The sequence below is a fragment of the Limimaricola cinnabarinus genome, assembly GCF_047631075.1.
GTDB lineage: Bacteria > Pseudomonadota > Alphaproteobacteria > Rhodobacterales > Rhodobacteraceae > Limimaricola > Limimaricola cinnabarinus.
The window spans coordinates 74,948-100,799 of record NZ_JBLHYX010000003.1 but is presented as its reverse complement, the minus strand read 5'-3'; the positions used below and the strand labels follow the sequence as shown (position 1 = coordinate 100,799).

Annotated in this window: 18 protein-coding genes and 1 pseudogene; 9 read left to right on the top strand and 10 right to left on the bottom strand. The window is 68.6% G+C overall.

From position 1 onward, the window contains the following. Window positions 1-5: 5 nt before the first annotated feature. Entirely contained in the window at window positions 6-605 is a 600-nt protein-coding gene (locus tag ACJASC_RS03755) for a 2-hydroxychromene-2-carboxylate isomerase (protein WP_415143661.1), read from the bottom strand. A gap of 124 nt (window positions 606-729) precedes the next feature. Here ACJASC_RS03755 and ACJASC_RS03750 point away from each other — a divergent pair, with 124 nt between their 5' ends. Then, window positions 730-1,749, top strand: a complete 1,020-nt coding sequence (locus tag ACJASC_RS03750) for a ribose-phosphate pyrophosphokinase (protein WP_415143659.1) — start codon at window positions 730-732, stop codon at window positions 1,747-1,749. A 22-nt stretch (window positions 1,750-1,771) separates the two neighbouring features. On the opposite strand, the gene ACJASC_RS03745 is transcribed toward ACJASC_RS03750, so the two are convergent. The 5 genes and pseudogenes from ACJASC_RS03745 to ACJASC_RS03725 all read right to left on the bottom strand — a co-directional run bounded on the left by ACJASC_RS03745 (window position 1,772) and on the right by ACJASC_RS03725 (window position 6,684). Continuing rightward, window positions 1,772-2,125, bottom strand: coding sequence for a hypothetical protein (locus ACJASC_RS03745; protein ID WP_415143657.1), 354 nt, complete (start codon window positions 2,123-2,125; stop codon window positions 1,772-1,774). Window positions 2,126-2,264: 139 nt separating this feature from the next. Continuing rightward, a complete protein-coding gene (locus ACJASC_RS03740) occupies window positions 2,265-3,137 on the bottom strand; it encodes a 50S ribosomal protein L11 methyltransferase (RefSeq protein ID WP_415143655.1) in 873 nt (290 codons plus the stop codon). Window positions 3,138-3,236: 99 nt separating this feature from the next. Beyond that, window positions 3,237-3,887, bottom strand: a complete 651-nt coding sequence (msrA, locus tag ACJASC_RS03735) for a peptide-methionine (S)-S-oxide reductase MsrA (RefSeq protein ID WP_415143653.1) — start codon at window positions 3,885-3,887, stop codon at window positions 3,237-3,239. 56 nt (window positions 3,888-3,943) lie between these two features. Next, a pseudogene (locus tag ACJASC_RS03730) lies at window positions 3,944-4,312 on the bottom strand (MFS transporter); the annotation flags it as partial. A gap of 179 nt (window positions 4,313-4,491) precedes the next feature. After that, window positions 4,492-6,684 carry a primosomal protein N' gene (locus ACJASC_RS03725; protein ID WP_415143651.1) on the bottom strand — a complete coding sequence of 731 codons (2,193 nt, stop codon included), beginning with the start codon at window positions 6,682-6,684 and terminating at the stop codon, window positions 4,492-4,494. 306 nt (window positions 6,685-6,990) lie between these two features. On the opposite strand from ACJASC_RS03725, the gene fsa reads away from it, so the two are divergent. The 4 genes from fsa to ACJASC_RS03705 all read left to right on the top strand — a co-directional run bounded on the left by fsa (window position 6,991) and on the right by ACJASC_RS03705 (window position 10,143). Next, window positions 6,991-7,644, top strand: coding sequence for a fructose-6-phosphate aldolase (gene fsa, locus ACJASC_RS03720; protein ID WP_021693380.1), 654 nt, complete (start codon window positions 6,991-6,993; stop codon window positions 7,642-7,644). Between the two features lie 121 nt (window positions 7,645-7,765). After that, complete coding sequence (locus ACJASC_RS03715; protein ID WP_415143649.1) at window positions 7,766-8,479, top strand: DUF484 family protein; 714 nt, start codon at window positions 7,766-7,768, stop codon at window positions 8,477-8,479. Then, the gene (locus ACJASC_RS03710) at window positions 8,476-9,390 is read left to right on the top strand and encodes a tyrosine recombinase XerC (protein ID WP_415143647.1); all 915 of its coding nucleotides are present in this window, start codon (window positions 8,476-8,478) and stop codon (window positions 9,388-9,390) included. Before ACJASC_RS03715 ends, ACJASC_RS03710 begins: the two co-directional genes overlap by 4 nt. A gap of 57 nt (window positions 9,391-9,447) precedes the next feature. Continuing rightward, a complete protein-coding gene (locus ACJASC_RS03705) occupies window positions 9,448-10,143 on the top strand; it encodes a CDP-alcohol phosphatidyltransferase family protein (protein ID WP_415143645.1) in 696 nt (231 codons plus the stop codon). On the opposite strand, the gene ACJASC_RS03700 is transcribed toward ACJASC_RS03705, so the two are convergent. Continuing rightward, window positions 10,140-10,976 carry an EamA family transporter gene (locus tag ACJASC_RS03700; RefSeq protein WP_415143643.1) on the bottom strand — a complete coding sequence of 279 codons (837 nt, stop codon included), beginning with the start codon at window positions 10,974-10,976 and terminating at the stop codon, window positions 10,140-10,142. The two genes, ACJASC_RS03705 and ACJASC_RS03700, sit on opposite strands and share 4 nt — an antisense overlap. Window positions 10,977-11,094: 118 nt before the next feature. Next, the gene (ileS, locus tag ACJASC_RS03695; protein ID WP_415143641.1) at window positions 11,095-14,004 is read right to left on the bottom strand and encodes an isoleucine--tRNA ligase; all 2,910 of its coding nucleotides are present in this window, start codon (window positions 14,002-14,004) and stop codon (window positions 11,095-11,097) included. Window positions 14,005-14,248: 244 nt separating this feature from the next. Here ileS and ACJASC_RS03690 point away from each other — a divergent pair, with 244 nt between their 5' ends. Next, window positions 14,249-14,650, top strand: coding sequence for a group III truncated hemoglobin (locus tag ACJASC_RS03690; protein ID WP_415143639.1), 402 nt, complete (start codon window positions 14,249-14,251; stop codon window positions 14,648-14,650). Here ACJASC_RS03690 and ACJASC_RS03685 read toward each other — a convergent pair. Then, window positions 14,647-15,654 (bottom strand): YcjF family protein, encoded by a 1,008-nt coding sequence (locus ACJASC_RS03685; protein WP_415143637.1) that lies wholly within the window; start codon window positions 15,652-15,654, stop codon window positions 14,647-14,649. The genes ACJASC_RS03690 and ACJASC_RS03685 overlap by 4 nt on opposite strands. A 10-nt stretch (window positions 15,655-15,664) precedes the next feature. After that, on the bottom strand, window positions 15,665-17,083 hold the full coding sequence (locus ACJASC_RS03680) for a YcjX family GTP-binding protein (protein ID WP_415143635.1): 1,419 nt from the start codon (window positions 17,081-17,083) through the stop codon (window positions 15,665-15,667). A 155-nt stretch (window positions 17,084-17,238) separates the two neighbouring features. Here ACJASC_RS03680 and truA point away from each other — a divergent pair, with 155 nt between their 5' ends. The 3 genes from truA to ACJASC_RS03665 all read left to right on the top strand — a co-directional run bounded on the left by truA (window position 17,239) and on the right by ACJASC_RS03665 (window position 25,841). Continuing rightward, a complete protein-coding gene (gene truA, locus ACJASC_RS03675; protein ID WP_415143633.1) occupies window positions 17,239-18,012 on the top strand; it encodes a tRNA pseudouridine(38-40) synthase TruA in 774 nt (257 codons plus the stop codon). Between the two features lie 114 nt (window positions 18,013-18,126). Then, window positions 18,127-19,956, top strand: a complete 1,830-nt coding sequence (locus ACJASC_RS03670; RefSeq protein WP_415143631.1) for an autotransporter assembly complex protein TamA — start codon at window positions 18,127-18,129, stop codon at window positions 19,954-19,956. Then, window positions 19,953-25,841: a translocation/assembly module TamB domain-containing protein gene (locus ACJASC_RS03665; protein WP_415143629.1), complete on the top strand. Its 5,889-nt coding sequence runs from the start codon at window positions 19,953-19,955 to the stop codon at window positions 25,839-25,841. Before ACJASC_RS03670 ends, ACJASC_RS03665 begins: the two co-directional genes overlap by 4 nt. Window positions 25,842-25,852: the final 11 nt, after the last annotated feature.

Sequence of the window (25,852 nt, the reverse complement as noted above, 5' to 3'; positions counted from 1 at the left end):
TGCTCTCAGAGCTGCCCCGACAGGTGCAGGTCCAGATCCCCGAGCCGGTCCTGCCCCCAGAACCGCTCATCGGTGTCGGTAATGTAGAAAGGCGAGCCGAACACGCCGCGCCGCACCGCCTCCTCGAGGTTCTGGCCGTATTCGTCGGCCGCCATCATCAGGTTGCTCTCGGCGAGGCCGGGATCGAAGCCCGCCTCCTCGAGCGCCGCGCAGATCACGTGTTCGAGCGCGATGTCCTTTTCCTCGGCCCAGCAGGCGCGGGTGATCGCGTGCACCAGCACCCCCATGTCGCCGCCGCCCGCCTTCTGGGCGTTGATGATCGCATAGGAGGACGGCGCGCCGTTGGTGGGCCAGTTGGCCGGACGCATCACCAGCGGCAGCCCCGCCTTCTTGGCCTGACGCCGCATCTCCTGCGCGCGGTATTCGAGCCGGCTCGGGTGCCGGTCCTTGGGCAGTTGCCCGCCCGATCGCGGGAACAGCGCCATCACGTCCATCGGGCGATAGGTGATCTCGGCGCCATGCTTGGCGGCGATCTCCTCGAGCCTGCGCCCGGCGATGTAGACATAAGGCGACAAGGTCGCAAAAAAGTAATCGATCTTCGGCACGTGCGCCCTCCGCGGCCTCCACCCCCATCGGGCAGGTTTGCGCCATGCTAGGGCTGTGCTAGGCGGTGTCAATCTCCCGCCGCCCCGCCCCGGGGCCGCCCAAGCCTGCCAAGGATGCCGCTTGATGCCCACCCTGAACGAGCCGAAGCTGATCGCCGGTAACGCCAACCAGCCCCTCGCCCAAGCCGTCGCGCGCCGCATGTCGATGCATCGCGGCATGAATGTCGGCCTCGTCGATGCCCGGATCGAGCGGTTCAATGATCAGGAGATTTTCGTCGAGGTCTATGAGAACGTCCGCGGCGAGGACATGTTCATCATCCAGCCGACCTCGAACCCGGCCAACGACAACCTGATGGAGCTTTTGATCATGGCCGACGCGCTGCGGCGCTCCTCGGCGGCGCGGATCACCGCCGTGATCCCCTATTTCGGCTACGCCCGTCAGGATCGTCGCGCCAAGGCGCGCACACCGATCTCGGCCAAGCTCGTGGCCAACCTGATCGCCGAGGCGGGGATCGAACGGGTACTGACCATGGATCTACACGCGGCCCAGATCCAGGGCTTCTTCGACATTCCCGTCGACAACCTCTACGCCGCGCCGATCTTTGCCCTCGACGTGGCGCATCACTTCAAGGGCCGCCGCGACGAGGTCATGGTGGTCTCGCCCGATGTCGGCGGCGTCGCCCGCGCGCGCGAGCTGGCCAAGCGCATCGGCGCGCCGCTCGCCATCGTCGACAAGCGTCGCGAAAAGGCCGGCGAAGTGGCCGAGATGACGGTGATCGGCGATGTGTCGGGCAAGGCCTGCATCATCGTCGACGACATCTGCGACACCGCCGGCACGCTGTGCAAGGCGGCCGAGACGCTGATGGAGGCCGGTGCCACCGAGGTGCACAGCTACATCACCCACGGGGTGCTGTCGGGCCCGGCGGTGAGCCGGATCGAGAAATCGGTGATGAAATCGCTGGTGATCACTGATTCGATCGAGCCGACCGAGGCCGTGAAGAACGCCCCCAACATCCGCATCGTGCCGACCGCGCCGATGTTCGCGCAGGCGATCCTCAACATCTGGCACGGCACCTCGGTCAGCTCGCTCTTCGAGCACGAGACGCTGACGCCGATCTATGAAGGCATGTACGCGGCCAACTGAGACGGACCTTCGGGCGGGGGTCTTAGCCGAAAACCCCCGCTAGCGCCTGCGACAACGCTACGCTCGCGGCCTCGGGCTGCAACAGCCAAGCCAGCGCGCGGCCCATCGCGCCCATGCCTTCCAACCGCGCAAGCATCTCGGCCAGCGCTGTCGGATCGAGCCGCGCCAGCAGCAGGCTCTTGGCGCCGAGCGCCGCGAAGATCGGAAACATCGCCAGCGTCAGCAGCACGAGGCCGACACCGCGTTCGCGCGGCAGCGGGGCGAGGACCACGAGATCGCCGTCATGGACACGGCTCATCGCGGTGCCGTCGGGATGACGGAGTCTCGCTGTGGGGTGCGGAAAACGGGTTTCGACGCTGTACGACACGCTGGACATGGCAATCGGCCTTGGCAAGGTGCCCCCACCTCACGGTGTCATGACTATTGCCGGATCATGGCGCAAATGTGGCAAAGGGGTCCGTTTCCGGCGGAAAAGTGTTCCCCGCCTTGCCCCCGCCTTACCACCGACACGCTTGTCAGCCGCGCTTCATGTCGAGCGTGGTCCATTCGCCGTGACTTTCACGGCCTGCGCGGGCAAAACCGTTGGCGACATAGACGGTCTCCACGGCATCGGCCTGTTCGTTGAGGATGCCCGACAGGATCACCCGCCCGCCCGGCGCCACCTTGGCCGCCATCTCGGGCGCAAGGGCCACCAGCGGGCCCTTGAGGATGTTGGCGAAGACCAGGTCGAAGGGCGCCGCCGCCTCGAGGGCCTCGTGCTCGAAACCCGCCGCCTCGAGGCACTCCACCTGTCCGGCCATGCCATTGGCCGCGAGGTTGGCCTCGGCCACCTCGACCGCCACCGCGTCGATGTCGGAGGCCATCACCCGCGCCTCGGGCCAGACCTTCGCCGCCGCCATGGCCAGAACGGCGGTGCCGCAGCCGATATCGGCGATGCGCGCGGGCATCGCGCCTCCCACCGCCTGCGCGTCGAGGGCCTTGAGACAGCCCAGCGTCGTGCCGTGATGCCCGGTGCCGAAGGCCATCGCCGCCTCGATCAGCAGCGGAACGCGGCCCTCGGGAACCTTGTCGGCGTCATGGCTGCCATAGACGAAGAAGCGTCCCGCCTCGACCGGGGCCAGCTCACGGCGCACCTTGGCGACCCAATCCTCGTCGGGCACCTCGGAGACGACGAACCGCCCGGCCCCGTAGCTCGCCGCCAACAGGTCGAGCGCCACGGCGTCGGGCGTCTCCTCGAAATAGGCGGTGACCTCGTAGAGCCCCGAACCGTCCTCGATCTCGAACACGCCGGTGCCGTAGGGCGCGGGATCGAGATCTTCGAGCGCCTCGGACAGCACTTCGCCGCGGCGCTGGTCATCAAGCTTGGTGATCGCGGTATAGACGGGCATCGAAGGTCTCCGGGCAAAGGGGCTGGGATGCGGCATAGGCGCAAGCGAAGGGGGCGGTCAATCGCCGCCCCCCTCGTTACCGTGTCATGGGTCGATCGCTCAGACGCCGACGCCGATCGGGCAGGTCACGCCGGTGCCGCCGATGCCGCAATAGCCGTTCGGGTTCTTGTCGAGATACTGCTGGTGGTAATCCTCGGCCATGTAGAAAGCGGGCGCGTCGACGATCTCGGTGGTGATGGCGCCGTAGCCCGCGCCGGTCAGGCGCGGCGAGAACGCCTCGCGCGAGGCTTCGGCGGCGCGTTTCTGACCTTCGTCGAAGGCGTAGATGCCCGAGCGGTACTGCGTGCCACGGTCGTTGCCCTGCCGCATGCCCTGCGTCGGGTCGTGGTTCTCCCAGAACACGCGCAGCAGTTCCTCGTAGGAGGTCTTGGACGGATCATAGACCACGCGGACCACCTCGTTGTGGCCGGTGCGCCCGGAGCAAACCTCTTCATAGGTCGGGTTCGGCGTGTAGCCGCCCGCATAGCCCACCATGGTCGAATGCACGCCCGGCAGCTTCCAGAAGATCCGCTCCACGCCCCAGAAACAGCCCATGCCGAACATCGCGACCTCGAAGCCCTCGGGCGCCTCGGGGTCGAGCTTGGTGCCCAGCACGCTATGAGTGGTGGCGGTGGGGATCGGCTGCGGGCGGCCCGGCAGCGCGTTCTCGGGGGTGACCATCTCGGTCTTGGTCGAACTCAGGCCGAACATCGGGCTCTCCTCGTCTTGTGGCTTGCCCGTCATATAGGCATCGCTGCCCCCGAGTTCTACTCGGCCGCGAGGGGAAGCCCCTGCCCCGCGAACACGGTCTCGTGGCCCGGTGCCGGATGGCGCGGGATCATCAGCGCCAGCGACACGCCCGCCATCGCGGCGGCAAGGAGGAACACCGCGTCGGGGGCGGCCAGCCAGAGGTAGCCGAGGCTCGCAGGCAGAACCACGGCGGCAATGTGGTTGATGGTGAAGGCGACGGCGGCGGTGGGGGCGATGTCACCGGGATCGGCGATCTTCTGGAAGTAGGTCTTGAGCGCCAGCGCCAGCGCGAAGAACACGTTGTCGATCACGTAGAGGATCGCCGCCACCATCACGCCCCAGCCGAACCAGTAAAGCCCGCAATAGGCGAGGAACACCGCCATCAGGAACAGGAGTGTAGTCGGCCTGCGCCAGAGCGGCAGGGTCCGGGCCCCGGCGAGGGGCATCGGAATACGTGTCATGCGCAAGCATTAGACCCTCCCGCACCGCTTGGCGAGACGTAGCGTTACCCGGCATGCGAAATTCTTGGCCGCTTGGACAAGTCTCCTCCCCGGCTCCTTCGCGCCTAGAGGAAGCTCTGCGGATCGATGTCGATGGCCAGCCGCAAATTCGCGGGCAGCCGCAGTTGGGCCGCCCATTCCGCCAGCGCCGATTGCAGCGGCGCGGTCTTCTCGGCCTTGACCAGAAGCCGCACCCGGTGCCGCCCGCGCACCCGCGCGATGGGCGCGGGTGCCGGGCCGAAGAGCTGCGCACCGATCCGGCGCAACGGCGCGTCGAGCCGCGCCAGCCGATTGCCCAGATCGAAGGCGGCCTGCATGTCGGGCGAGGAGATCACGATCCCCGCCATACGGCCATAGGGCGGCACACCGGCGGCGCGGCGCGCGGCGGCTTCGGCGGCCCAGAACCCCTCCTCGTCGCCCGACAGGATCGCGCCGATCACCGGATGTTCGGGCTGGAACGTCTGCAACAGCGCGGTGCCGCGCGCCTCCGCGCGCCCGGCCCGGCCCGCGACCTGCCGCATCAACTGGAACGTCCGCTCGGCGGCGCGCAGGTCCGAGCCCTGCAGCCCGAGATCGCTGTCGATCACGCCGACCAGCGTCAGCTTGGGAAAATTGTGACCCTTGGCGACGAGCTGCGTGCCTACGACGATATCCGCCGCGCCCTCGGCGATCTCGAGAATGCGCGCCTTCAGCGCGCGGGCCGAGCCGAACAGGTCCGACGACAGCACCGTCACGCGGGCGTCGGGAAACAGCGCCTGCGCCTCTTCGGTGATCCGCTCCACTCCTGGGCCCACGGCGGCGAGCTTGCCCGCCACCTCACAATTCGGACAGGTCTCGGGCATCGGCGCCGTCTCGCCGCATTGGTGGCACATCAGCCGCTTGAGGAACCGGTGCTCGACCATCCGCGCGTCGCAATGCTTGCAGCCGATCTGGTGGCCGCAGGCGCGGCACAGCGTCAGCGGCGCGTAGCCCCGGCGATTCAGGAACAGGAGCGACTGCTCGCCGCGCTCAAGCCGCTGCATCACCGCGCCCTTCAAACTGGGCGAGATCCAGCTACCCGAAGGCATTTCTTCGATGCGCATGTCGATGGCGCGCATCTCGGGCATCACGGCGGGGCCATAGCGGCTTTCGAGGTCGAGACGGGCGTATTTGCCCTGCTGCACGTTGACCCAGCTTTCCAAGGACGGCGTGGCCGAGGCCAGCACTACTTGCGCCCTTTCCAATGACGCCCGCAGCACCGCCATGTCGCGCGCGTTGTAGAGGACGCCATCCTCCTGCTTGTAGGAGGTGTCGTGCTCCTCATCGACGACGATCAAACCAAGATCGTGGAACGGCAGGAACAGCGCCGAGCGCGCACCGACCACCAGCTGCGCGCCGTTCTCGGCGACCATCTTCCAGCAGCGCCGGCGCTCGGTGGTGGTGACGCCGGAATGCCATTCGGCGGGCTTCGCACCAAAGCGCGCCTCGACGCGGGTCAGGAACTCCGCTGTCAGCGCGATCTCCGGCAGCAGCACCAACGCCTGACGACCACGGGCGAGGCACGCCGCGACGGCTTCGAGATAGACCTCGGTCTTGCCCGAACCGGTGACGCCTTTGAGCAGCGTGGTGCCGTAGCGTCCGGCCTTGATCCCCTCGCGCAGCCTTGCTGCCGCCGTGGCCTGATCGCCGGTCAGCGCCTTGCCGGGCATGTGCGGGTCGAGGCTTGGATACGGCACGTCGCGCGGCGCCTCTTCCTCGGCCACGGCGCCCGAGGCCACCAGCCCCTTGACCACCGAGGAACCGACACCCGCCAGTTCGGCCAACTCGCCCAGCATGAAGCCCATGCCGTCATGCTCTTCGAGCAGATCGAGCACCCGGGCGCGCGCCGGTGTCATCCGCCCCGGTTGGCCATGGCCGCGCCGGTAGATCTTGCGCATCCCCGGCGGGTCGGTGAGGCCCGGCGCGCGGGTCGCCAGACGCAGCATCGCGGGCATCGGCGTCAGCGTGTAATCCGCGACACGGCCCAGAAACTCGCGCATTGCCGGGCGCATCGCGGAGATGTCGAGCACCCGGATCGCGGACTTCACCTTTGCGGGATCGTAATCGCCCGCCCCCGGCCCCCAGACCACGCCGGTGACCTTGCGTGGCCCGAACGGCACCTCGACATGGTCTCCGGCGGCGCAGCCACCCGGCGGCGCGCGGTAATCAAGCACCCGGTCGAGCGGCTGTATCGTCAGCACGCCGATCAGCGCGCCTTGCTCGAAGCGGGGGGATGTCATGGGCGGATCGGTATCCTCGGGTCGGCGGGAAAGAGCCGCCAACATGCGCCGCGCCCCGCGCGGCTTCAAGGGATCGGGCTGTCGCAGCCTTCACGCCGCCAGTTGTGCTTCCCATATGGAAAAGGTGCTGTTCCGGGAAAGGTGCTGTTCCACCGCTTCGCCAGTTGCTAGACCGAGTGCGAAGCCGCCCCGCGAAGGCGCGTGCACCAACTGGAGCACGCATGGGCACGAATATTGATCCAGCGCGCGAGGGCGCAAGTTCATCAAACGCGCGAAAGCGCGCGTCACCAGACAGGGAGAAACCAAATGAAATTCTTCGTTGATACCGCCGAGATCGACCAGATTCGCGAACTCAGCGACCTCGGTATGGTCGATGGCGTGACCACCAACCCGTCGCTGATCATGAAGTCGGGCCGCGACATCAAGGAAGTCACCGCCGAGATCTGCTCGATCGTCTCCGGCCCCGTCTCGGCCGAGACCGTGGCGCTCGACGCCGAAGGCATGATCGCCGAAGGCCGCGAGCTGGCCAAGATCGCCGATAATATCGCGATCAAGGTGCCGCTGACCTGGGACGGCCTCAAGGCTTGCAAGGTGCTCTCCGACGAAGGCCGCATGGTCAACGTGACGCTGTGCTTCTCGGCCAACCAGGCGCTTCTGGCCGCCAAGGCGGGGGCCACCTTCATCTCGCCGTTCATCGGTCGTCTCGACGACCTGAACATGGACGGGCTCGAGCTGATCGCCGACATCCGCACGATCTATGACAATTACGGCTTCGAGACCAACATCCTCGCCGCCTCGATCCGCTCGGCCAACCACATGAGCGAATGCGCCAAGATCGGTGCCGACGTGGCGACGGCCCCCGCCGCCGTCATCAAGGCGATGGCGAACCACGTGCTGACCGACAAGGGCCTCGACGCCTTCACGAAGGATTGGGCCAAGACCGGTCAGAAGATCCTCTGATCCCCTTGGCGGGGCGCTGTGCCTTCCGGGCCGCGCCCCGCCGCATTCTTGCCACACCGGGGCGCATCATGCCCCGGCGGCTGCTATCTTGGTCGGGATGCGACAGCCCGGACCCGCCCAGATGACCGATGATACCTTGCCCGATGACGATGACGGGCTGCGCGGCCGGATCCTTGCCGACCCCGCCCGATTGCTGGACGATCCCGAGATCATGCGCGCCCTCGTCGAGGCCGACGCCGAGGCCAAGGGCGCGAATGTCGTCGATCTGCGCGGCCTCGCCATGGAGCGGCTGCAATCGCGGCTCGATAGGCTCGAAGACACGCACCGTTCGGTGATCGCGGCGGCCTATGAGAACCTTGCCGGAACCAACCAGATCCACCGCGCCGTGCTGCGCATGATGGACGCGACCCGTTTCGAGACCTTCCTTCAGGATCTCTCGGGCGAGGTGGCCGACATGCTGCGCGTCGACGTGGTGCGTCTCGTGCTCGAAACCGCCAGCCCGGAGGACGACCCCGCCATCGCGCGGCTGTCGGACGTGCTGTCGGTGGCCGAGCCGGGCTTCGTCGCCGATTACGCGACCCAAGGGCGCAACGTGCCGGTGCGGCAGGTGTCGCTGCGCCCGGTCGAGCCGCAGGAGGCCGGGCCATATGGCGCCCGCGCGCCCGACATCCTGTCAGAGGCCTGCCTCAAGCTCGATTTCGGGCCGGGCCGCCTGCCGGGCATGCTTCTGCTCGGCGCCTCGGACGCGGCGCGCTTCGCGCCGTCACAGGCGACCGATCTCATGGGCTTTTTCGCCGGCGTGTTCGAGCGGCAGATGCGGCGCTGGCTGTCGTGATCTCACCCGCACTCACCGATGCGATGGGCCGCTGGCTCGACCATGAGCGGGCCTTGAACGACGCCGCCCGGAATACCCTTACCGCCTACCAGGGCGACGTTCTGGGGTTTCTCGCCTTCATGCAGGGCCATCACGCCGAGGCGCAGGGCCTCGGGGCCATCGCACGGGTCACGGTGTCGGACATGCGCGCATGGATGGCGCACGAGCGCGCGCGCGGCCTCTCGGCGCGCAGCCTCGCGCGCGCGCTTTCGGCGGTGAAGTCCTTCTATCGCTGGCTCTCGGTCCGCGAGGGGTTCGAACCCACCGCCGTGCTCTCGACCCGCGCGCCGCGCATGAAGGCACGGCTGCCGCGCCCGCTCGACGAGGAGGCGGCGGTCCGCATGCTGGAGACGGTGGAGTTGCAATCGCGCGAGCCATGGGTCGCGGCGCGCGACACGGCGGTGGTGACGCTGCTGTGGGGCTGCGGCCTGCGCATCTCCGAGGCGCTGTCGCTCAGCGGCGCGCAGGTGCCATTGCCCGAGACACTGCGCATCACCGGCAAGGGCAGCAAGGAGCGGCTGGTGCCGGTGCTGCCGGTCGCGCAAAAGGCGGTCTCGGACTACGTGAAGCTCTGCCCGCACCCGATGGATGCGGGCCTACCGCTGTTTCGCGGCGTGCGCGGCGGGGCCTTGGGCCCGCGTCCGATCCAGAAGGCGATGGAGATGGCGCGGCTGCAGCTCGGCCTGCCCTCGACCGCGACGCCGCATGCGCTGCGTCACAGCTTTGCCACGCATCTGCTGAGCGCGGGCGGTGACCTGCGCGCGATTCAGGAACTTCTGGGCCACGCATCGCTTTCGACGACTCAGACCTATACGGCGGTCGACGCGGCCCGGCTGATGGAGATCTATGATCGCGCCCATCCACGGGCCTGAGATCCACGCGCCTGAGCCGCGTTGCACCCGCCGCCGCTTTCGGCCAAGAGGGACGGCATGACTGACGCACGCAAGGCCCTCGGGGTCCATCTCTTCACCGCCACAGGCGCGGTCTTCGCCATGCTCGCCATGCTGGAGGCGGTGCAGGACGATTGGAGCATGATGTTCCTGTGGCTGGTCGTGGCCTTCGCGGTGGACGGCGTAGACGGGCCGCTGGCGCGCAAATACGACGTGAAGCGCAACGCGCCGATCTTCGACGGCGTGCTGCTCGACCTGATCATCGACTATCTCACCTATGTCTTCGTGCCCGCCTTCGCATTGTTCGAATCAGGGCTACTGCCGGGCTGGACCGGCTGGATGGCGATCATCGTCATCACCTTCGCCTCGGCGCTCTACTTCGCCGACAGCCGCATGAAGACCAAGGACTATTCCTTCCAAGGGTTTCCGGGCTGCTGGAACATGCTGATTCTGGTGCTCTTCGCGCTCTCGCCCAACTTCTGGATCATCCTCGCGCTGGTGGTGGTGCTGGCGATCACGATGTTCCTGCCGGTGAAATTCATCCACCCCGTGCGCACCAAGCGCTGGCGCGCAGTGTCGCTGCCGATGGCGCTGGCGTGGATCTTCTTCGCGGGTTGGGCGGCCTGGGTCGATTTCGACCCGGCGAGCTGGGCGCATTGGGGCCTTGTCGTCACTTCGGTCTACCTGCTGGCCGCAGGTGCCGCGCAACAGCTGGTGCATGGCAAGGACGGCTAAAGCCGGGTCAGTGCCACGCCGGAGACGATGAGCGCCGCCGAAACCGCCTTGGTGCGGTCCATCCGGTCGCCGAAGGCGGCCCAGCCGATGAGCACCGCAAAGAGGATCGATGTCTCGCGCAGCGCGCTCACCAACGCGATCGGCGCCAGCGTCATCGCCCAGACCGCGATGGCATAGGCTCCGTAGGAGGCGAGCGCAGCCAGCGTGCCCTGCCCCCAGACCGGCGCCGACACCCGAAGAAGACCCCGGCCCTGCATCGCGAAGCCCACCGGTACGAACAGGACCGTCGAGGCCACGAAGAGCCAGCCGACATAGGCCACCGGATCGCCCGACACCCGCGCGCCCAGACCATCGACCAGCGTGTAACCGGCGGTCCCCGCCGCAGCACCCAGCGCATAGGGAATAAGCCGCCGGCTTTCGCCGGAGCCCAGCGCGCCGCGCGCCATGCCAAGAATGCCGAGCCCCAGCACCAGCACGCCCATGACCGACAGCGGTTCGATCGCGTCGGACAGGAACAGCCCACTCGCCACCAGCACCGCCATTGGCGCGGCCCCGCGCGCGATCGGATAGACCCGGCTCAGGTCGCCATGGTCATATGCCATGGCGAGAAACGTGTTGTAGGTCGCATGGCACAGCGCCGACCCGGCGATCCACGGCCAGACCTCGGCCGCGGGCCAAGGCCGCGTCAGCGCCACGGCAAGGCCCAGGCCCCCCTGCACCAGCGTCAGGATCACCATGCCCGCGAGCTTGGAAGCCCCGAGCTTGATCATCGCATTCCAGCTGGCATGCAGGAGGGCCGCGAGCATCACGGCGAGAAAGACCGGCAAGCTCATCGCGGGCGGCACCGGCATATGAATATTTGCGACGTAAAGTCACAAGGCGCGCGCCCTGCGACTTCATCCTCCAGATACTCGAAACCGACGCCGCGGCAGGCGCGGCGCCGGTCGATCGTCACGCCAGCGCCGCGTCGCAGCGGGCGCAGACTCCGGGATGCGCATGCGTGCCGACATCGGGCAGGATCTTCCAGCAACGCTGGCATTTCTCGCCATCGGCCGCCTCGAACACCACGCCCACGCCATCGATCTCCGGCAGGCGGAACGCCTCGGCCGGGGACGGATCATTGGTGAGGTAGATCGCCGAAGTGATGCACAGATCCTCGAAGTTCACGCTCTTGAGCGCAGCCAGCGTCTCGGGATCGCGCACATGCACCACCGGCGCCGCCTCGAGCGAGGCACCGATCACCTTGTCGCGCCGCACCACTTCGAGCGCCGCCGTCACCACGCGACGCACCCGCCGGATCGCCGACCACTTCGCGGCCAGATCCTCGTCGCGCCACGCCTGCGGCGTCTCGGGGATGTCGGTAAGATGCACCGAAGCCGCGTCGCCAGGATTCCGTTCGAGCCAGACCTCCTCCATCGTAAAGACGAGGATCGGCGCGAGCCATGTCGTCAGCCGGTGGAACAACAGGTCGAGCACGGTACGCGCGGCGCGGCGGCGGGCGGTGTCGCCGTCGCAGTAGAGCGCGTCCTTGCGGATATCGAAGTAGAAGGCCGACAGCTCCACCGTCGCGAAGGTGAAGACCGACTGGAACACGCCTTGGAAGTCATAGGCGTCGTAGCCCTCGCGCACGGCCTGATCCAGCTCGGCCAGACGGTGCAGTACCCAACGCTCCAGCTCGGGCATGTCGGCCGCCTCGACCCGGTCCGCCTCGGAGAAGTCCGCCAGCGAGCCCAACAGGAAGCGCATGGTGTTGCGCAGCCGGCGATAGCCGTCGGCGGTACCCTTGAGGATCTCGGGCCCGATCCGCAGATCGGCGGTGTAGTCCGACTGCGCCACCCAAAGCCGCAGGATGTCGGCGCCGTACTGTTTGGTCACGTCGGCGGGGCTGACGGTGTTGCCCAAGGACTTGGACATCTTCATGCCCTTCTCGTCGAGCGTGAAGCCATGCGTCAGCACGCCGCGATAGGGCGCGCGCCCCTTGGTGCCGCAGGATTGCAGCATCGAGGAGTGGAACCAGCCGCGATGCTGGTCGGTGCCCTCGAGGTAGAGATCGGCCAGGCCATCCTCCGATCCGTCCTCGCGGTCGCGCAGCACGAAGGCATGGGTGGAGCCGCTATCGAACCACACGTCGAGAATGTCGAAGACCTGAACATAATCGTCCGGGTTCACGGCATCGCCCAAGAAACGCGCCTTGGCGCCGTCCTTGTACCACGCATCCGCGCCCTCGGCCTCGAAGGCCTCGAGGATGCTGGCGTTTACGGCTTCGTCGCGCAGCAGGAAGTCCGGATCGGTGGGCTTGGCGCCCTTCTTCACGAAGCAGGTCAGCGGCACGCCCCAGGCGCGCTGGCGCGACAGCACCCAGTCCGGACGCTGCTCGATCATCGCATGCAGCCGGTTGCGCCCGGTCTTGGGCGTCCATGTCACCAGCTCGTCGATCGAAGTCAGCGCGCGCTCGCGGATGGTCTTGCCATACTGGTCCTGCCCGTCGCCGACCTCACGATCGATCGCGGCGAACCATTGCGGCGTGTTGCGGAAGATCAGCGGCGCCTTGGAGCGCCAGCTATGCGGGTAGGAATGCTTGATCTTGCCGCGGGCAAAGAGCTTGCCCGACTGCGCCAGCGCATCGATGACGGCCGTGTTGGCGTCGCCCTCCTTGCCATTGGGCTTGAGGATGCGCTTGCCCCCGAAAAGCGGCAGGTCGGCGCGGAAGGAGCCATCCTCCTCGACGTTGTAGGTGATGACCTCGGCCAGCATCCCCGCATCGCGGTACAGCTCGAACTCGTCCATGCCGTGGCTCGGTGCGCAATGCACGAAGCCGGTGCCGTCCTCGTCGGTGACGAAGGGCGCGGGTCGGAAGTCGCGCGGCTGGTCCCACTCGCCTTCGCTGCCCTCAATCCCGGCAAAGGGATGCGCAACCGACAGGCCTTCCAGCGATGGCGCGTCGCCGATCCGCTCCCAGCCATCGACGCGGGCCTTGCCAAGGCAGCCCTCGGCCAGCTTGTCGGCGAGCAGCAGCTTGTCGCCCGTCTTGACCCAGTTGTCCTCCGGCGCGCCAGTGATCTGATAGACGCCGTAGGAGATGTCGGGGTGATAGACCACGCCCTTGTTGGAGGGGATGGTCCAAGGCGTGGTGGTCCAGATCACGACATCCGCACCCTGCAAGAGCGGATCGTCCGAGCCCAGCACCGGGAATCGCACCCAGATCGTGAAGCTTTCCTTGTCGTGATACTCGACCTCGGCCTCGGCCAGCGCGGTTTTCTCGACCGGCGACCACATCACGGGCTTCGAGCCTTGGTAGAGCACGCCGTTCATCAGGAATTTCTGGAATTCCTCGGCGATCACCCGCTCGGCATGGAAGTCCATCGTCAGATAGGGCTTTTCCCACTTGCCGGTGATGCCGAGACGCTTGAACTCGTCGCGCTGAACATCGACCCAGCCTTCGGCGAACTTCCGGCATTCCTGACGGAAGTCGATCACGTCGACCTTGTCCTTGTCCTGCCCCTTCTTGCGGTACTGCTCTTCGATCTTCCACTCGATCGGCAGGCCATGGCAGTCCCAGCCGGGGATATAGCGCGCGTCGCGGCCCATCATCTGCTGGGAGCGCACCACCATATCCTTGAGGATCTTGTTGAGCGCGTGGCCGATATGCAGGTTGCCGTTGGCGTAGGGCGGGCCGTCATGCAGCGTGAAGGGTCGACGCCCCTCGGCGCGCTCGCGCAGGCGATCATAGACCCCGATCCGTTCCCAGCGGTCGAGCCAGCCCGGCTCGCGGTTGGGCAGGCCTGCGCGCATCGGAAACTCCGTGCGCGGCAGGTTCAGGGTGTCCTTGTAATCGGGGGTCTCGGGCGTATCGGCGCACATCGCTGTTCGGTCCTGTCGAAGTCCGGTCGTGTCGGAATGTCTGGTGAAGGGCGGCGCGGCGTCAGCTCATGCGCCTTGTCCCGGCGGCCCTGATCCTCAGAGCGCCGGGCCGGTAATTCGCGTGAACGGGACACGAAAAGCCATCATGGGGCCGCTTATAGGCGCAGGCTCGGGGCGGGTAAAGCGCGGCACGGTTTCCCCCGCGCGGCATTCGGGATTATGAGAGGATTCAAGGAGCCGCCCCATGCCAGAGCCACGCATCGACGTTACCCCCGAGCAGATCGCCCGCGTCGTGGCGCGGTTCTACGAACAGGTGCGCGCCCACCCCGGCCTCGGGCCGGTCTTTGCCCGCCATGTCGCCGACTGGCCCGAACACGAGGCGCGCATCGTCTCGTTCTGGGAGAGCGCGATCCTCGGCAGGCCGGGCTATCGCGGCAGCCCGGTCACGGCGCATCGCGACGCGCGTGATGTGCGGCCGGGCATGTTCGCACCTTGGCTGGCGCTGTTCGACATGACGCTGCGCGAGGAGCTGCCGCCCGAGACCGCAGCGGCGTGGTCGGACCTGGCGCACCGGATCGGGCGGACCCTGCGCGCGGGCGTGACCGAGCGCGACACCCATCCCGGCGGCGTGCCCAAGCTGTTCTAGCCGCGCGCGCCGAACAGCCCCGTGAGCGCGCGCGCCACGAGGCCCGAGACCGATGGCCGCTCGACCGTGCGGAACGGCAGCGGACGACAGACCTCGATCACGGCGACGCCGACCCGCGCGGTCAGCGCGCCGTTGACCACCCCTTCGCCAAAGCGGCGCGAGATGCGAGACAGAACGCCGCCGCCGGCGACCGAGCCCACGAGGTCGTCGCCCACCGCCACGGCCCCCGTCGCCACCAGATGGGTCAGCACCGAGCGAGTGAGACGCCACGCGCCCAAAGTGCCAGACCGCCCGCCATAGATCTCGGCCACGCGCCGGATCATCCGCAGGTTCGAGGTCAGCGCCGCCGTCACGTCCGCGAGCGCCAGCGGCACCACCGCCGTCACCGTCGCCACCTGCCGCGCCGCCATCTCGACCTCGCGCGCGGCCATGGCGTCGAGCGGCGCCAGAAGCTCGCGCTCGGCCAGCCCCAACACGCCATCGGCGTCGAACACGTCGCCCTCGCGCGCCTTCACCTTGGCGAGCCCCGGCAACAGTTCGCCCCGGCCCGCATAGAGCGCCACCATTTGCGCCGAGACCGATTTCGCGAGGCCGAGATCCTGCGCGCCCAGCGCCGCCGCCGCGTCTCTCTGGATATGATCGAGCCGCGCCAGTCGCCGAAAGGCCCAAGCCTCCTTGGCCGCGATCGCCAGAAGCAGGCCCAGCACCAGCCCCACCAGCACCGTGGCGATCATCCCCAGCACCGGGTTCGCCGCCAGAAGCCCCGTCACCCAGGACCACGCCGCCACCGAGAGCATGAAGCCCACCAGCGCGGCCAGCGCCGCAAAGAACCAGCGCGCCAGCCTGGAACGCGGCCGCGCTGCCATGACGGCGACGCGCTGCATCGCCGCCCCCTGCGGCAGGCCCGGTTCGGGCACCGGGGGCGCGGTGGCGGGGGTCACATGCGGCGTCGCCTCCTCTTCGAGGTCGATCACCACCGGGCCGCGCCGCTTGTCGTCGCTCATGCCTGTCTCCTCACAGCCGGTCGCCGAGCAGGAACTCCGCCGCCCGGTCGAGACGGATATGCGGCGGCCCCTCGCCGGGCTTGAGCGTCAGCCGCGCCGGCGCGAAATTCATGATCGAATAGTCCCCATCGAGCCATGCCTCGGCCCCCGCCCGCGCCGGGGCCAGAAGATGCGACGGGTCTTCGGGAAGCGCGCCCGCATGCAGCGCCGCCTGACGCCCCGTCTCCAGCAGCTTGCCGCGCACCACGTCGATCATCTCGCCGCCATGGCTCACCCGGTCCTCCACGGTCGTGCGCAGCGCCGCGATCGACATGGCCTGGGTCTTGGCCCCGGCGAAATCGGCCCGGTCGCGCGCGTCGCGCAACAACGCCTCGGTGATCGCGGCGAGCTTGGCGTGCTCGGTGTGGTGGAGGTGGTCCGCCTTGGTGGCTGCGAACAGAATGCGGTCGATCCGGCGGCCTTGGAAGATCCGGCTCAGAAAGGCGTTCCGACCGGGGCGGAAGGCGCGCAGGATGTCGGCCATCGCCGCGCGCAGATCCTCGACCGCCTGCGGCCCGGCATGGATCGCCGAAAGCACGTCGACCAGCACCACCTGCCGGTCGATGCGCGAGAAATGATCGCGGAAGAAGGGCTTTACCACCTCGCGCTTGTAAGCCTCGTATCGCCGCTCCACCTCGCGCCCGAGGCTGCCTTTCGGGGTATCGCCGCCCGGCAGCGGCGCGAAGGTCAGCACCGGCGAGCCTTCGAGATCGCCCGGCAACAAAAACCGCCCCGGCGTGCAGTCCGAATAGCCCGCCTCTCGCGCGGCATTGAGATAGTCGGTGAAGGCCCGCGCCAGCGCCTTGGCACGCGGCTCGTCGAAGGGCGCGACCGGCTCGACGGCCCCGACCGCCTTCAGGAAGGCCGCTGCCTGCGGCATCGTCGCCGCCCGACGCTCGGCCCGTGCCAGCGCCTCGCGCGCCCAAGTGGCATAGTCCTTCTCCAGAAGGCCCAGATCGAGCAGCCATTCGCCGGGATAATCCACGATGTCGAGATGCACGGTGCGCGGGCCCTGCACCCCCGCCAGCATCCCGCCCTGCTGCACCCGCAGCGACAGCCGCAGCTCGCTCACCCGGCGCGTGCCCTCGGGCCATTCGGGTTCTGGCGCCAGCAGATGCGCCAGATGCCCCTCGTAGTCGAACCGCGCCACCGTATCGTCGGGCTGCGGCCTGAGCACCGCGCCGAGGATGCGCGGCGCGGCGGCGAATTGCGGCATCCGCCCGCGATCCATCAGATTCGCCACCAGCGAGGTGATGAACACCGTCTTGCCCGCCCGCGACAGCCCCGTGACGCCCAGCCGGATCACCGGATCGGTGAAGGGCGCGACCAGCCGGTCCGTGACCCCCTCGACGCCGCGCGTGATGCTGTCCGTGATCGCCCCGATGACCAATGCACCGCTCCCTGCCCGCTTCCGTCCGGCAAGATAGGCATGCGCGCCCGGGATGCACAGGGGGGCGCGCCCGGGTGGCGGATTTGCATATCCGCAAAATCGTGAAAGGAACCACGCGCTTGCCAAGTGATGCGCCCAAGGCTACCCCCAGCGCCATGCCCCGCTATGCTCTCAAGGTCGAATATCACGGCACGCCCTTCTCCGGCTGGCAGCGCCAGTCCGAGCACCCTTCGGTGCAGGGCGCGATCGAGGCCGCGCTCGGGCGGTTGGAAAAGCGCGAGCACACCATCGCCGCCGCCGGACGCACCGATGCCGGGGTACACGGCCTCGGACAGGTCGCGCATTGCGACATGGACAAGGAATGGGACCCGTTCCGTCTTTCCGAGGCGCTGAACTTCCACCTGAAGCCCGCGCCGGTGGCCATCACCGCCTGTGCCCGCGTGGCAGATGATTTTCACGCCCGGTTCTCGGCGACATGGCGGCAGTACCTGTTCCGCCTCGTGATGCGCCGCGCGCCGCTCACGCATGACAAGGGCCTCGCTTGGCAGGTGCCGCATCTGCTCGAGGCCGGCGCGATGCAGGCGGCGGCGGACCGGCTCATCGGGCGGCACGACTTCACCACCTTCCGCTCCTCGATCTGTCAGGCGAACTCGCCGCTGCGCACGCTCGACCGGCTCGACGTGGAACGCATCGAGGGGACCAGCGGCCCCGAGATCCGGTTTCACGTGAAAGCCCGCGCCTTCCTGCACAATCAGGTGCGCAGCTTCGTCGGCACACTGGAGCGGGTCGGCGCCGGGGCATGGACACCCGACGACGTGACCGCCGCGCTCGAAGCGCGCGACCGGGCCGCATGCGGGCCGGTCTGCCCGCCCCACGGCCTCTATCTCGCCGCTGTCGGATACGTACCGGACCCCTTCGATCACAATTGATCATGGGGTCGGAACAGGCTGTTGCCTCCCGGTGCCGATAGGATAGCAATGGGGTCAAGGCCCGGCCCAGACCGTGCCATGAACAAAGAGCGGTTCGCCGGGAGGACATCGAAGTTGCGCCATATTGCCGTGCTGACCGGCCTGTCGGTCCTTGCCCTCTCCACATCCGCAGCCTTCGGTCAGGACGTCCGCTTCGAGATCGACGTTGCCGATGACGACCTCGAAAGCGTGCTTGAGAACTCGTCCCTGCTCGTGGCGCTCAAGGATGAAGATGACCCGACCCCGCAGGACTATGTCGCCGCCGCCCGCGCCGATTACCGCCGCCTGCTGACCGGGCTTTATTCCGAAGGCTATTACGGCGGCACCATCTCGATCCTCGTCAACGGACAGGAGGCCGCGGCGCTGGCCCCGCTCGACGCGCCCGCGCGCATCGACGACATCGCGATCCGGGTGAGCCAGGGCCCGCGCTTCGAATTCGGCCGCGCCGAAATCGCGCCCCTGGCCCCGGACACCGAGTTGCCCGAGGGCTTTGCCACGGGCGAGACCGCGCGCGCCGAATCGGTGCGCGCCGCCGCGCGCGCGGGCGTCGAGGCATGGGAGGCGGTGGGCTTTGCCAAGGCCGAGGTGGCGGGACAGGAGATCGTGGCCGATCACCTGACCGAACGGCTCGACGCCGCCGTCACCCTCGCCCCCGGCCCGCAGCTGCGTTTCGGCGCGCTTACCGTCACCGGCAACGAGGATGTGCGCGAGGAGCGCATCCGCGCCATCGCCGACCTGCCGGTGGGACGCACCTACGACCCCGAAGCACTCGACTTCGCCGCCACCCGGCTGCGCCGCACCGGCGCCTTCGACGCGGTGGCCTTCATCGAGAGCGAGGAGATCGGGCCGAACGACACCCTGCCCTTCGAGTTGACGATCACCGAATCCAAGCCGCGCCGCATCGGCTTCGGCGCCGAGATCTCGACGGTGGAGGGCCTTGGCCTCTCGGCCTTCTGGCTGCATCGCAACCTGCTCGGCGGGGCCGAGCGGCTGCGGATCGAGGGCGAGATCTCGGGCATCGAGGGCGAAGTGCCCGGCGTCACCGGTTCGGGCGGTGCCGATTACCGGCTCGGCACCAGCTTCAACCGCCCCGCCACCTTCCGCGCCGATGTCGATCTCTTTGCCGAGGCCGAGTTGAAGCACGAGAACGAGATCGACTACACGCTCGATCAGTTCAGCGCCGAGATCGGCCTGTCGCGCTATGTGAACGACACGCTGACCTATTCGGCCGCGATCGGCATCCTGACGGCCCGCGAGGAGACAGACGCGCGGGTGCGCGACTACACGCTGCTGACGCTGCCGCTCGACGCCACGCTCGATCGGCGCGACGTGCCGCTAGACGCCAAGAACGGCTATTTCATCGACGCCGAGGTGACGCCATTCCTCGGCGTGACCGGCACCGATGACGGGTTGCGCCTCTATGTCGACAACCGCGCCTATCGCAGCTTTGGCGGATCGGAGCGCCTGACCCTGGCCGTGCGCGGTCAGATCGGCTCGGTTCTGGGCTCGAGCCTCACCGAGACGCCCGCCGACTTCCTGTTCTATTCGGGCGGCGGCGGCACGGTGCGCGGGCATGACTACCAGTCGCTCGGCGTCACCTACACGCGCGACTTCGGCGAGGGACCGGTCGAGATCCGCTCGGGCGGCAAGAGCTTTGCTGCGGCCCAGATCGAAGCGCGGTTCGGCGTCACCGAAAAGATCGGCGCCGTCGGCTTCTATGACATCGGCTATGTCGAGGCCGACGGCATCCCTGACGGCTCGGGCGATTATCAGGCCGGCGCCGGCGCGGGCATCCGCTATACCACGCCGATCGGCCCGATCCGGCTCGATGTGGCCACCCCTGTCACCGGCAACGACGCCTATGAAAGCGTCCAGGTCTATATCGGAATAGGACAGTCGTTTTGAAGCAGCTCTCCCGCGCCGCCGCCATTTCCATCGCCACCGTCGCGCCCACCATGCTGCCTGCGCAGGAGCAGGCCGAGCGGGACCGCGGCTTTCTCGCCGGGCTGATCGAGGACAACCTCTCGGGCGCGGGGCGTGAGGTGATCATCACCGGATTTCAAGGCGCGCTCAGCTCCACCGCGAGCATCGAAGTCATGACCATCGCCGATGAGGACGGCGTCTGGCTCAGGGCCGAGAACCTCGTGCTCGACTGGAATCGCTCGGCGCTGCTGCGCGGACGGCTTGAGGTCGAGGAGCTGTCGGCTGAGCTGATCGAGCTCACCCGGCCGCCGATGGCCGACCCCGAGGCCCCCGCCGCCGAGGCCAGCCCCTTCTCGCTCCCCGAACTTCCGGTGTCGATCCGGCTCGACGATCTGGCGATCGACCGGCTGGTGCTGGGCGAAGCCTTTCTCGACGAGGAGATCGCGCTCACGCTACAGGGCTCGGCCCAGCTTGCGGATGGCGAGGGCGAGGCGCAGCTCGTGGCCGAGCGTCTGGGCGAGCGCGCCGGGCGGTTCGAACTCTCGGGCAGCTACTCCAACGACGACCGCCTGCTCGATCTCACGCTGGCGCTGAACGAGGCCGAGAACGGGCTCGTCGCGCGCATCCTCGACCTGCCCGGGCGCCCCTCGGTGGCGCTGAATGTCGAGGGCACCGGTCCGATCGACAATTTCGACGCGGACATCACGCTCGACACCAACAATCAACGCCGCATCGCCGGCAGCTTCGCGCTTGATCGCGGCGAGGCGCCCGAGGGCGGCACCGCGCCGCTGGCCTTCTCGCTCGACGTAAGCGGCGATGTGACACCGCTCATCGCGCCTGACTACAACGAATTTTTCGGCCCCGACGTCTCGCTGGTGATCAGCGGTTCGCGCGAGGCCGATGGCGCGCTGGCGCTCACGGCGCTCGACATCGACGCCCGTGCGCTCAGCCTCGAGGGCTCGGCCCGCATCGGTGCCGATGGCTGGCCCGAGCGGTTCGACCTGACGGGCGAGATCGCCAATACCGATGACAGCGCCGTCACCCTGCCCGTCGCGGGCGGCGAGACCCGGCTCCAGCGCGCGGCCCTCGCGCTGCAGTTCGACGCCAGCACCGGCGACCAGTGGGTGATCGACCTCACCGCGCAGGAGTTCGTCCGCCCCGGCCTGACGATCCCCCAGCTCACCGTTCAGGGCGGCGGCGTCATCGTGCGCAAAAGCGACGCCGCGCCGAGCCTGTTCACCGCCGATGTCGACTACACCGCGCGCGGGCTGCAGTTCGACGACGAGAACCTCGCGGAAGCGCTTGGCGAGCAGATCGGCGGCGACATCGTGCTTGAGCGTGACGGCGACGGCCCGGTCACCATCGACCGCATCACCCTCGACGGCCCCGGCATCGCCCTGAACGCCGAAGGCACCGTCGCGGGCTCCGAGAACGGCTTCGAGACCACCTCGACCCTGCGGCTCGCCGCAGACCGGCTCGAGCGGTTCTCGGGCCTCACCGGGCTCGACATCGCCGGGGCCGCCGATCTCGATATCGACAGCACGATCCGGCCGCTCGACGGCATCTTCGATCTGACCCTGTCGGGCACGACGCAGGATCTCGCGCTCGGAATCGAGCCGCTCGACCCCTATATCGGCGGCACCGGCGAGATCGCTCTCGCCGCCGCGCGCGACGAAACCGGCACAAGAGTCGAAACCCTGCGCATCGCCACGCCCGAAATGACCGCGACGGCGCAGGCCGACATCACCTCCGGCGCAAGCTCGGCCACCTTCGACGTAGAGGTCGCCGATGCGGGGCTCGCGCTCGACGGGGTCACCGGCCCGGCCAGCCTCAGGGGAACCGCCATGCGCGACGCGGCGGGTGTCACCACCGCCGATGTCGTGGCCACGCTGCCCAATGGCCGCGCCGAGATCGACGCCACGCAGGCTTCCGAAGAGGATGGCGGGCAGGTCACGCTCGACGTGACCGCCGATCTGCGCGACGTGGCGCCCTTTTCGACCATCGCCGGGCGCGATCTTTCCGGCGCTGCCGCCTTCAAGGCCCAAGGCACGCTCGCCTCCGACGCCTCGACCTTCGATCTGGTGGTCGACGCGGACACCACCGACCTCGTTACCGGCGTGCCGCAGGCCGACCCGCTGCTGCGCGGTCAGGTGGCGCTGTCGGGCCGCGCCGCGCGCTCCGGCCCCGAGAGCTTCCGCGTCGAGAACCTCGACCTGACCTCGCAGACCCTCGCCGCCACGGGCCGGGCCGAGTTGAACGGCGACCGCGCGGTGTTCGACGTCACCGCCCGCGCCAGCGACCTTGCCCCCGTGGGCGAGGCGATCGACAGGCCGCTTTCGGGCGCGGTCGAGCTTTCGGCCTCGGGCACGATGAAGACCGACCTAACCGAAGCCGACATCACGCTCGACGCAACCGCCACCGATGTCACCACCGGCATCGCGCAGGCGGACCCGCTGCTTGCGGGCCGGGTCGAGATCGCGGGCCATGCCGTGCGCAGCGGCGAGATGGCTTTCTCGGTCGAGGATCTCGTCCTCTCGGCCCCGTGGGTGCGTGCCTCCGGCGACGCCGCGCTCGACGGCAGCACCGCCACCTTCGACATCGAGGCTGACGCTTCGAACCTCGCGCCTCTGGGCGCGGCGCTCGATCGGCCGATCTCGGGCGCGCTGCGCCTCGACGCCTCCGGCACGGCGCAGACCGACGGCTCGACGGCGGACATCACGCTCGACGCCACCGCCATCGACGTCACCACCGGCATCGCGCAGGCCGACCCCCTGCTTATAGGCCGGGTCGAAATCGCGGGCCACGCGGTACGCAGCGGCGAAATGGCCTTCTCGGTCGAGGACCTCGTCCTCTCGACTCCGTGGATCGAGGCCACCGGCGACGCTGCGCTCGACGGCACCACCGCCACCTTCGACATCGAAGCCGAGGCCTCCGACCTGACCCCCTTGGGCGCGGCCCTCGACCGGCCGATCTCGGGCGCCGCGCGGCTCTACGCCTCGGGCACCGCCCAGACCGACGGCTCCGGCGCTGACGTGACGCTCGACGCGGTCACCACCGATCTCGTCACCGGTATCGCGCAGGCCGACCCGCTGCTGGCGGGCCGCGTCACCCTCTCGGGTCACGCCACCCGCACCGGGCCGCAGAGCTTCTCGGTCGAGGACCTCAAGCTCGACGGTCCCGCCGTCGCCGCCACCGGCCGCGCCGAAGTGGTCGACGGGCAGGCCAGCTTCGACCTTGATCTCGACGCGCGCGATCTGGGCGCCGTGGGCGAGGCCGTCGACCGTCCGCTCGCGGGCGAGGCGCGGCTCTCGGCCAACGGCACGGCGGCGCTCGACGCCTCTACCTTCGACGTCAGCCTCGATGGGCGCGCCACCAACCTCGCCACCGGCACGGCGCAGGCCGACGCGCTGTTCGGCGGCGAACTCACGCTTTCGGGACATGCCCGGCGCACCGGCCCCGAGGACCTGCTGGTCGAGGATCTGGCGATCGCCTCCGACGGACTCAACGTCTCTGGCTCGGCCACCATCGCCGACGGCGCGGGCGATTTCGACCTCGACATCGACATCGACGACCTCGCGCCCATCGGCACGCTGGCGGGCCGTCCGCTGTCGGGCGCGGTGGATCTCACCGCCACCGGCACGGCGAGCGCGGACCTGTCGCGCTTCGACGTCACGCTCGACGGCACTGCCTCGGATGTGACCACCGGCATCACGCAGCTCGACCCGCTGCTCGCGGGCGAGACCGTGCTCGACGCGCAGGCGATCCGCACCGGGCCGCAGGACTTCGCGCTGCCCCGCTTCACCCTCGTGAACCCGCAGATCCGCGCCATGGGCGAGGCCACCGTGACCGACGGCCTGCCCACGGGGGATTTCGACATCGAACTGGCGCAGATCGCGCCTTTCGCACCGGGGCTGTCCGGCCCCGCCACCGTTTCGGCACAGGCCTCCGGCGACGCCTCTGGCGGCATCGATTTCGAGGTGACGGGCCGCGCGCAGGGCACCGACATCGCCGCCACCGGCCGCGTCGCGCCCGAGGCGCAGGGCCGCGAGATCACCGCCCGCGTCTCGGCCGACGTGGCTTCGCTCGCGCCCTTCTCGCAGCTTGCGGGCCGCCCTCTGGGTGGCAGCGTCGATCTCGACGCGGCGGGCACCGTGATGCCCGACCTGTCGCGCTTCGACGTGACCATCGACGGTCAGGCGTCCAACCTCGATATCGGCGTCGAGGCCGCTTCGCGGCTGCTCGACGGCACCGGCTCGATCGACGCCCGGCTCAGTCGCGACGCGCCGAGCGAAATCGCGGTGCGCGATCTCGACATCCGCTTCCCGGCATTCGCCGTGCAGGCCGACGCCACCGGCTCGGGCGCCAATCAAAGCGCCACCTTCGAAGCCCGTCTCAACGACATCGGCCTGTTCACCCCGGACTTCTCCGGCCCGGTCACCGCCTCGGGCACCGCCGCGCGCAGCGCCTCAGGCGATTTCGATCTCGACGTCTCGGCCACCGGCCCCGGCGGCACCTCCGCCGACGTCTCGGGCCGCTACCTGCAGAACGGCACGCTCGATCTCGACGTGACCGGTCAGGCGCAACTCGGCCTCGTCAACGACCTGATCGCGCCGCGCCGCCTCGACGGCACCGCGCGGTTCGACCTCTCGGTCGAGGGACCGCCCGCGCTCTCCTCGGTGCGCGGCACGATCTCGACCGCCGATGCCGAACTGGCGGTGCCGACCGTCGGGCTCACCGTGCAGGACATCGACACCACGATCCAACTCTCGGGCGACCGCGCCGACCTCTCGCTGTCGGCGGCTCTCGAAAAGGGCGGACGGATCGGCATCACCGGCCCTGTCGCGCTCACGGGGGGGTACGACGCCAACCTCGTCATCACCCTCGACGGGCTCGAACTGCGCGACCCGGAACTTTACGAGACTACCGCCGACGGGCGGCTGACGGTCACCGGCCCCCTCACCGGCGGGGCGCAGATCGCCGGGCTGGTCGAGCTCGGGCCGACCGAGATCCAGGTGCCATCATCCGGCATCGGCGCGCTGGGCAGCCTGCCCGAAGTGCGCCATGTCAACGCCCCCGAGGCGGTGCGCCGGACGCTGAACCGCGCCGGGCTGACCATCGCCGGGGTCGAGATCGGCGAAACGGCGGGGGCCACCGAAGGCCCCGCAGGGCCCGGCTACGGCCTCGACGTGACGATCCGCGCGCCCTCGCGCATCTTCATTCGCGGCCGCGGCCTCGACGCCGAATTGGGCGGTGAGTTGGAGATCGGCGGTAACACCAACCAGGTGATCCCGGTGGGTCAGTTCGAGCTGATCCGCGGCCGTCTCGACATCCTGCAGCAGCGGTTCGAACTCGACGAAGGCGGCGCCTTTCTGCAAGGCGATTTCCGTCCCTTCATCCGTCTAGTGGCCACCACGGAAACGGCGACGGGCACCGTCGTGCGGATCATCGTCGAAGGCCCGGCCAACGAACCCGAGGTGCGCTTCGAATCGACGCCCGACCTGCCGCAGGACGAGGTTCTGGCGCAGCTCATCTTCGGGCGCGACCTGTCGTCGATCACCCCGCTTCAAGCGGTGCAGCTCGCTGCCGCCGTGGGCACGCTGGCGGGCACCGGCGGCGGCGGGCTGATCGATGATTTCCGCGCCGATACCGGGCTCGACGATCTCGACATCACCACTGACGAGACCGGCAATCCCGCCGTGCGGGCGGGCAAATACCTCTCGGACAACGTCTATACCGACGTCACCGTCGGCACCGACCAGACCTCGATCAACCTCAACCTCGACGTGACCGACGACATCAAGGCGCAAGGCAGCGTGACCAGCGACGGCGAGACCAGTCTCGGGATCTTCTTCGAGCGCGACTACTGAGGCGGTTTCCC

What these genes read in the sequence shown, in the direction of transcription:
- ACJASC_RS03715 (WP_415143649.1), top strand. Translation starts at nt 7,766, where the DNA reads ATGACCGATGATACCTTGCCCGATGACGATGACGGGCTGCGCGGCCGG.
- ACJASC_RS03725 (WP_415143651.1), bottom strand. Translation starts at nt 6,684, where the DNA reads ATGACATCCCCCCGCTTCGAGCAAGGCGCGCTGATCGGCGTGCTGACG.
- ACJASC_RS03745 (WP_415143657.1), bottom strand. Translation starts at nt 2,125, where the DNA reads ATGTCCAGCGTGTCGTACAGCGTCGAAACCCGTTTTCCGCACCCCACA.
- ACJASC_RS03700 (WP_415143643.1), bottom strand. Translation starts at nt 10,976, where the DNA reads ATGAGCTTGCCGGTCTTTCTCGCCGTGATGCTCGCGGCCCTCCTGCAT.
- ACJASC_RS03685 (WP_415143637.1), bottom strand. Translation starts at nt 15,654, where the DNA reads ATGAGCGACGACAAGCGGCGCGGCCCGGTGGTGATCGACCTCGAAGAG.
- fsa (WP_021693380.1), top strand. Translation starts at nt 6,991, where the DNA reads ATGAAATTCTTCGTTGATACCGCCGAGATCGACCAGATTCGCGAACTC.
- ACJASC_RS03690 (WP_415143639.1), top strand. Translation starts at nt 14,249, where the DNA reads ATGCCAGAGCCACGCATCGACGTTACCCCCGAGCAGATCGCCCGCGTC.
- ACJASC_RS03750 (WP_415143659.1), top strand. Translation starts at nt 730, where the DNA reads ATGCCCACCCTGAACGAGCCGAAGCTGATCGCCGGTAACGCCAACCAG.
- ACJASC_RS03705 (WP_415143645.1), top strand. Translation starts at nt 9,448, where the DNA reads ATGACTGACGCACGCAAGGCCCTCGGGGTCCATCTCTTCACCGCCACA.
- msrA (WP_415143653.1), bottom strand. Translation starts at nt 3,887, where the DNA reads ATGTTCGGCCTGAGTTCGACCAAGACCGAGATGGTCACCCCCGAGAAC.
- ACJASC_RS03740 (WP_415143655.1), bottom strand. Translation starts at nt 3,137, where the DNA reads ATGCCCGTCTATACCGCGATCACCAAGCTTGATGACCAGCGCCGCGGC.
- ileS (WP_415143641.1), bottom strand. Translation starts at nt 14,004, where the DNA reads ATGTGCGCCGATACGCCCGAGACCCCCGATTACAAGGACACCCTGAAC.
- truA (WP_415143633.1), top strand. Translation starts at nt 17,239, where the DNA reads ATGCCCCGCTATGCTCTCAAGGTCGAATATCACGGCACGCCCTTCTCC.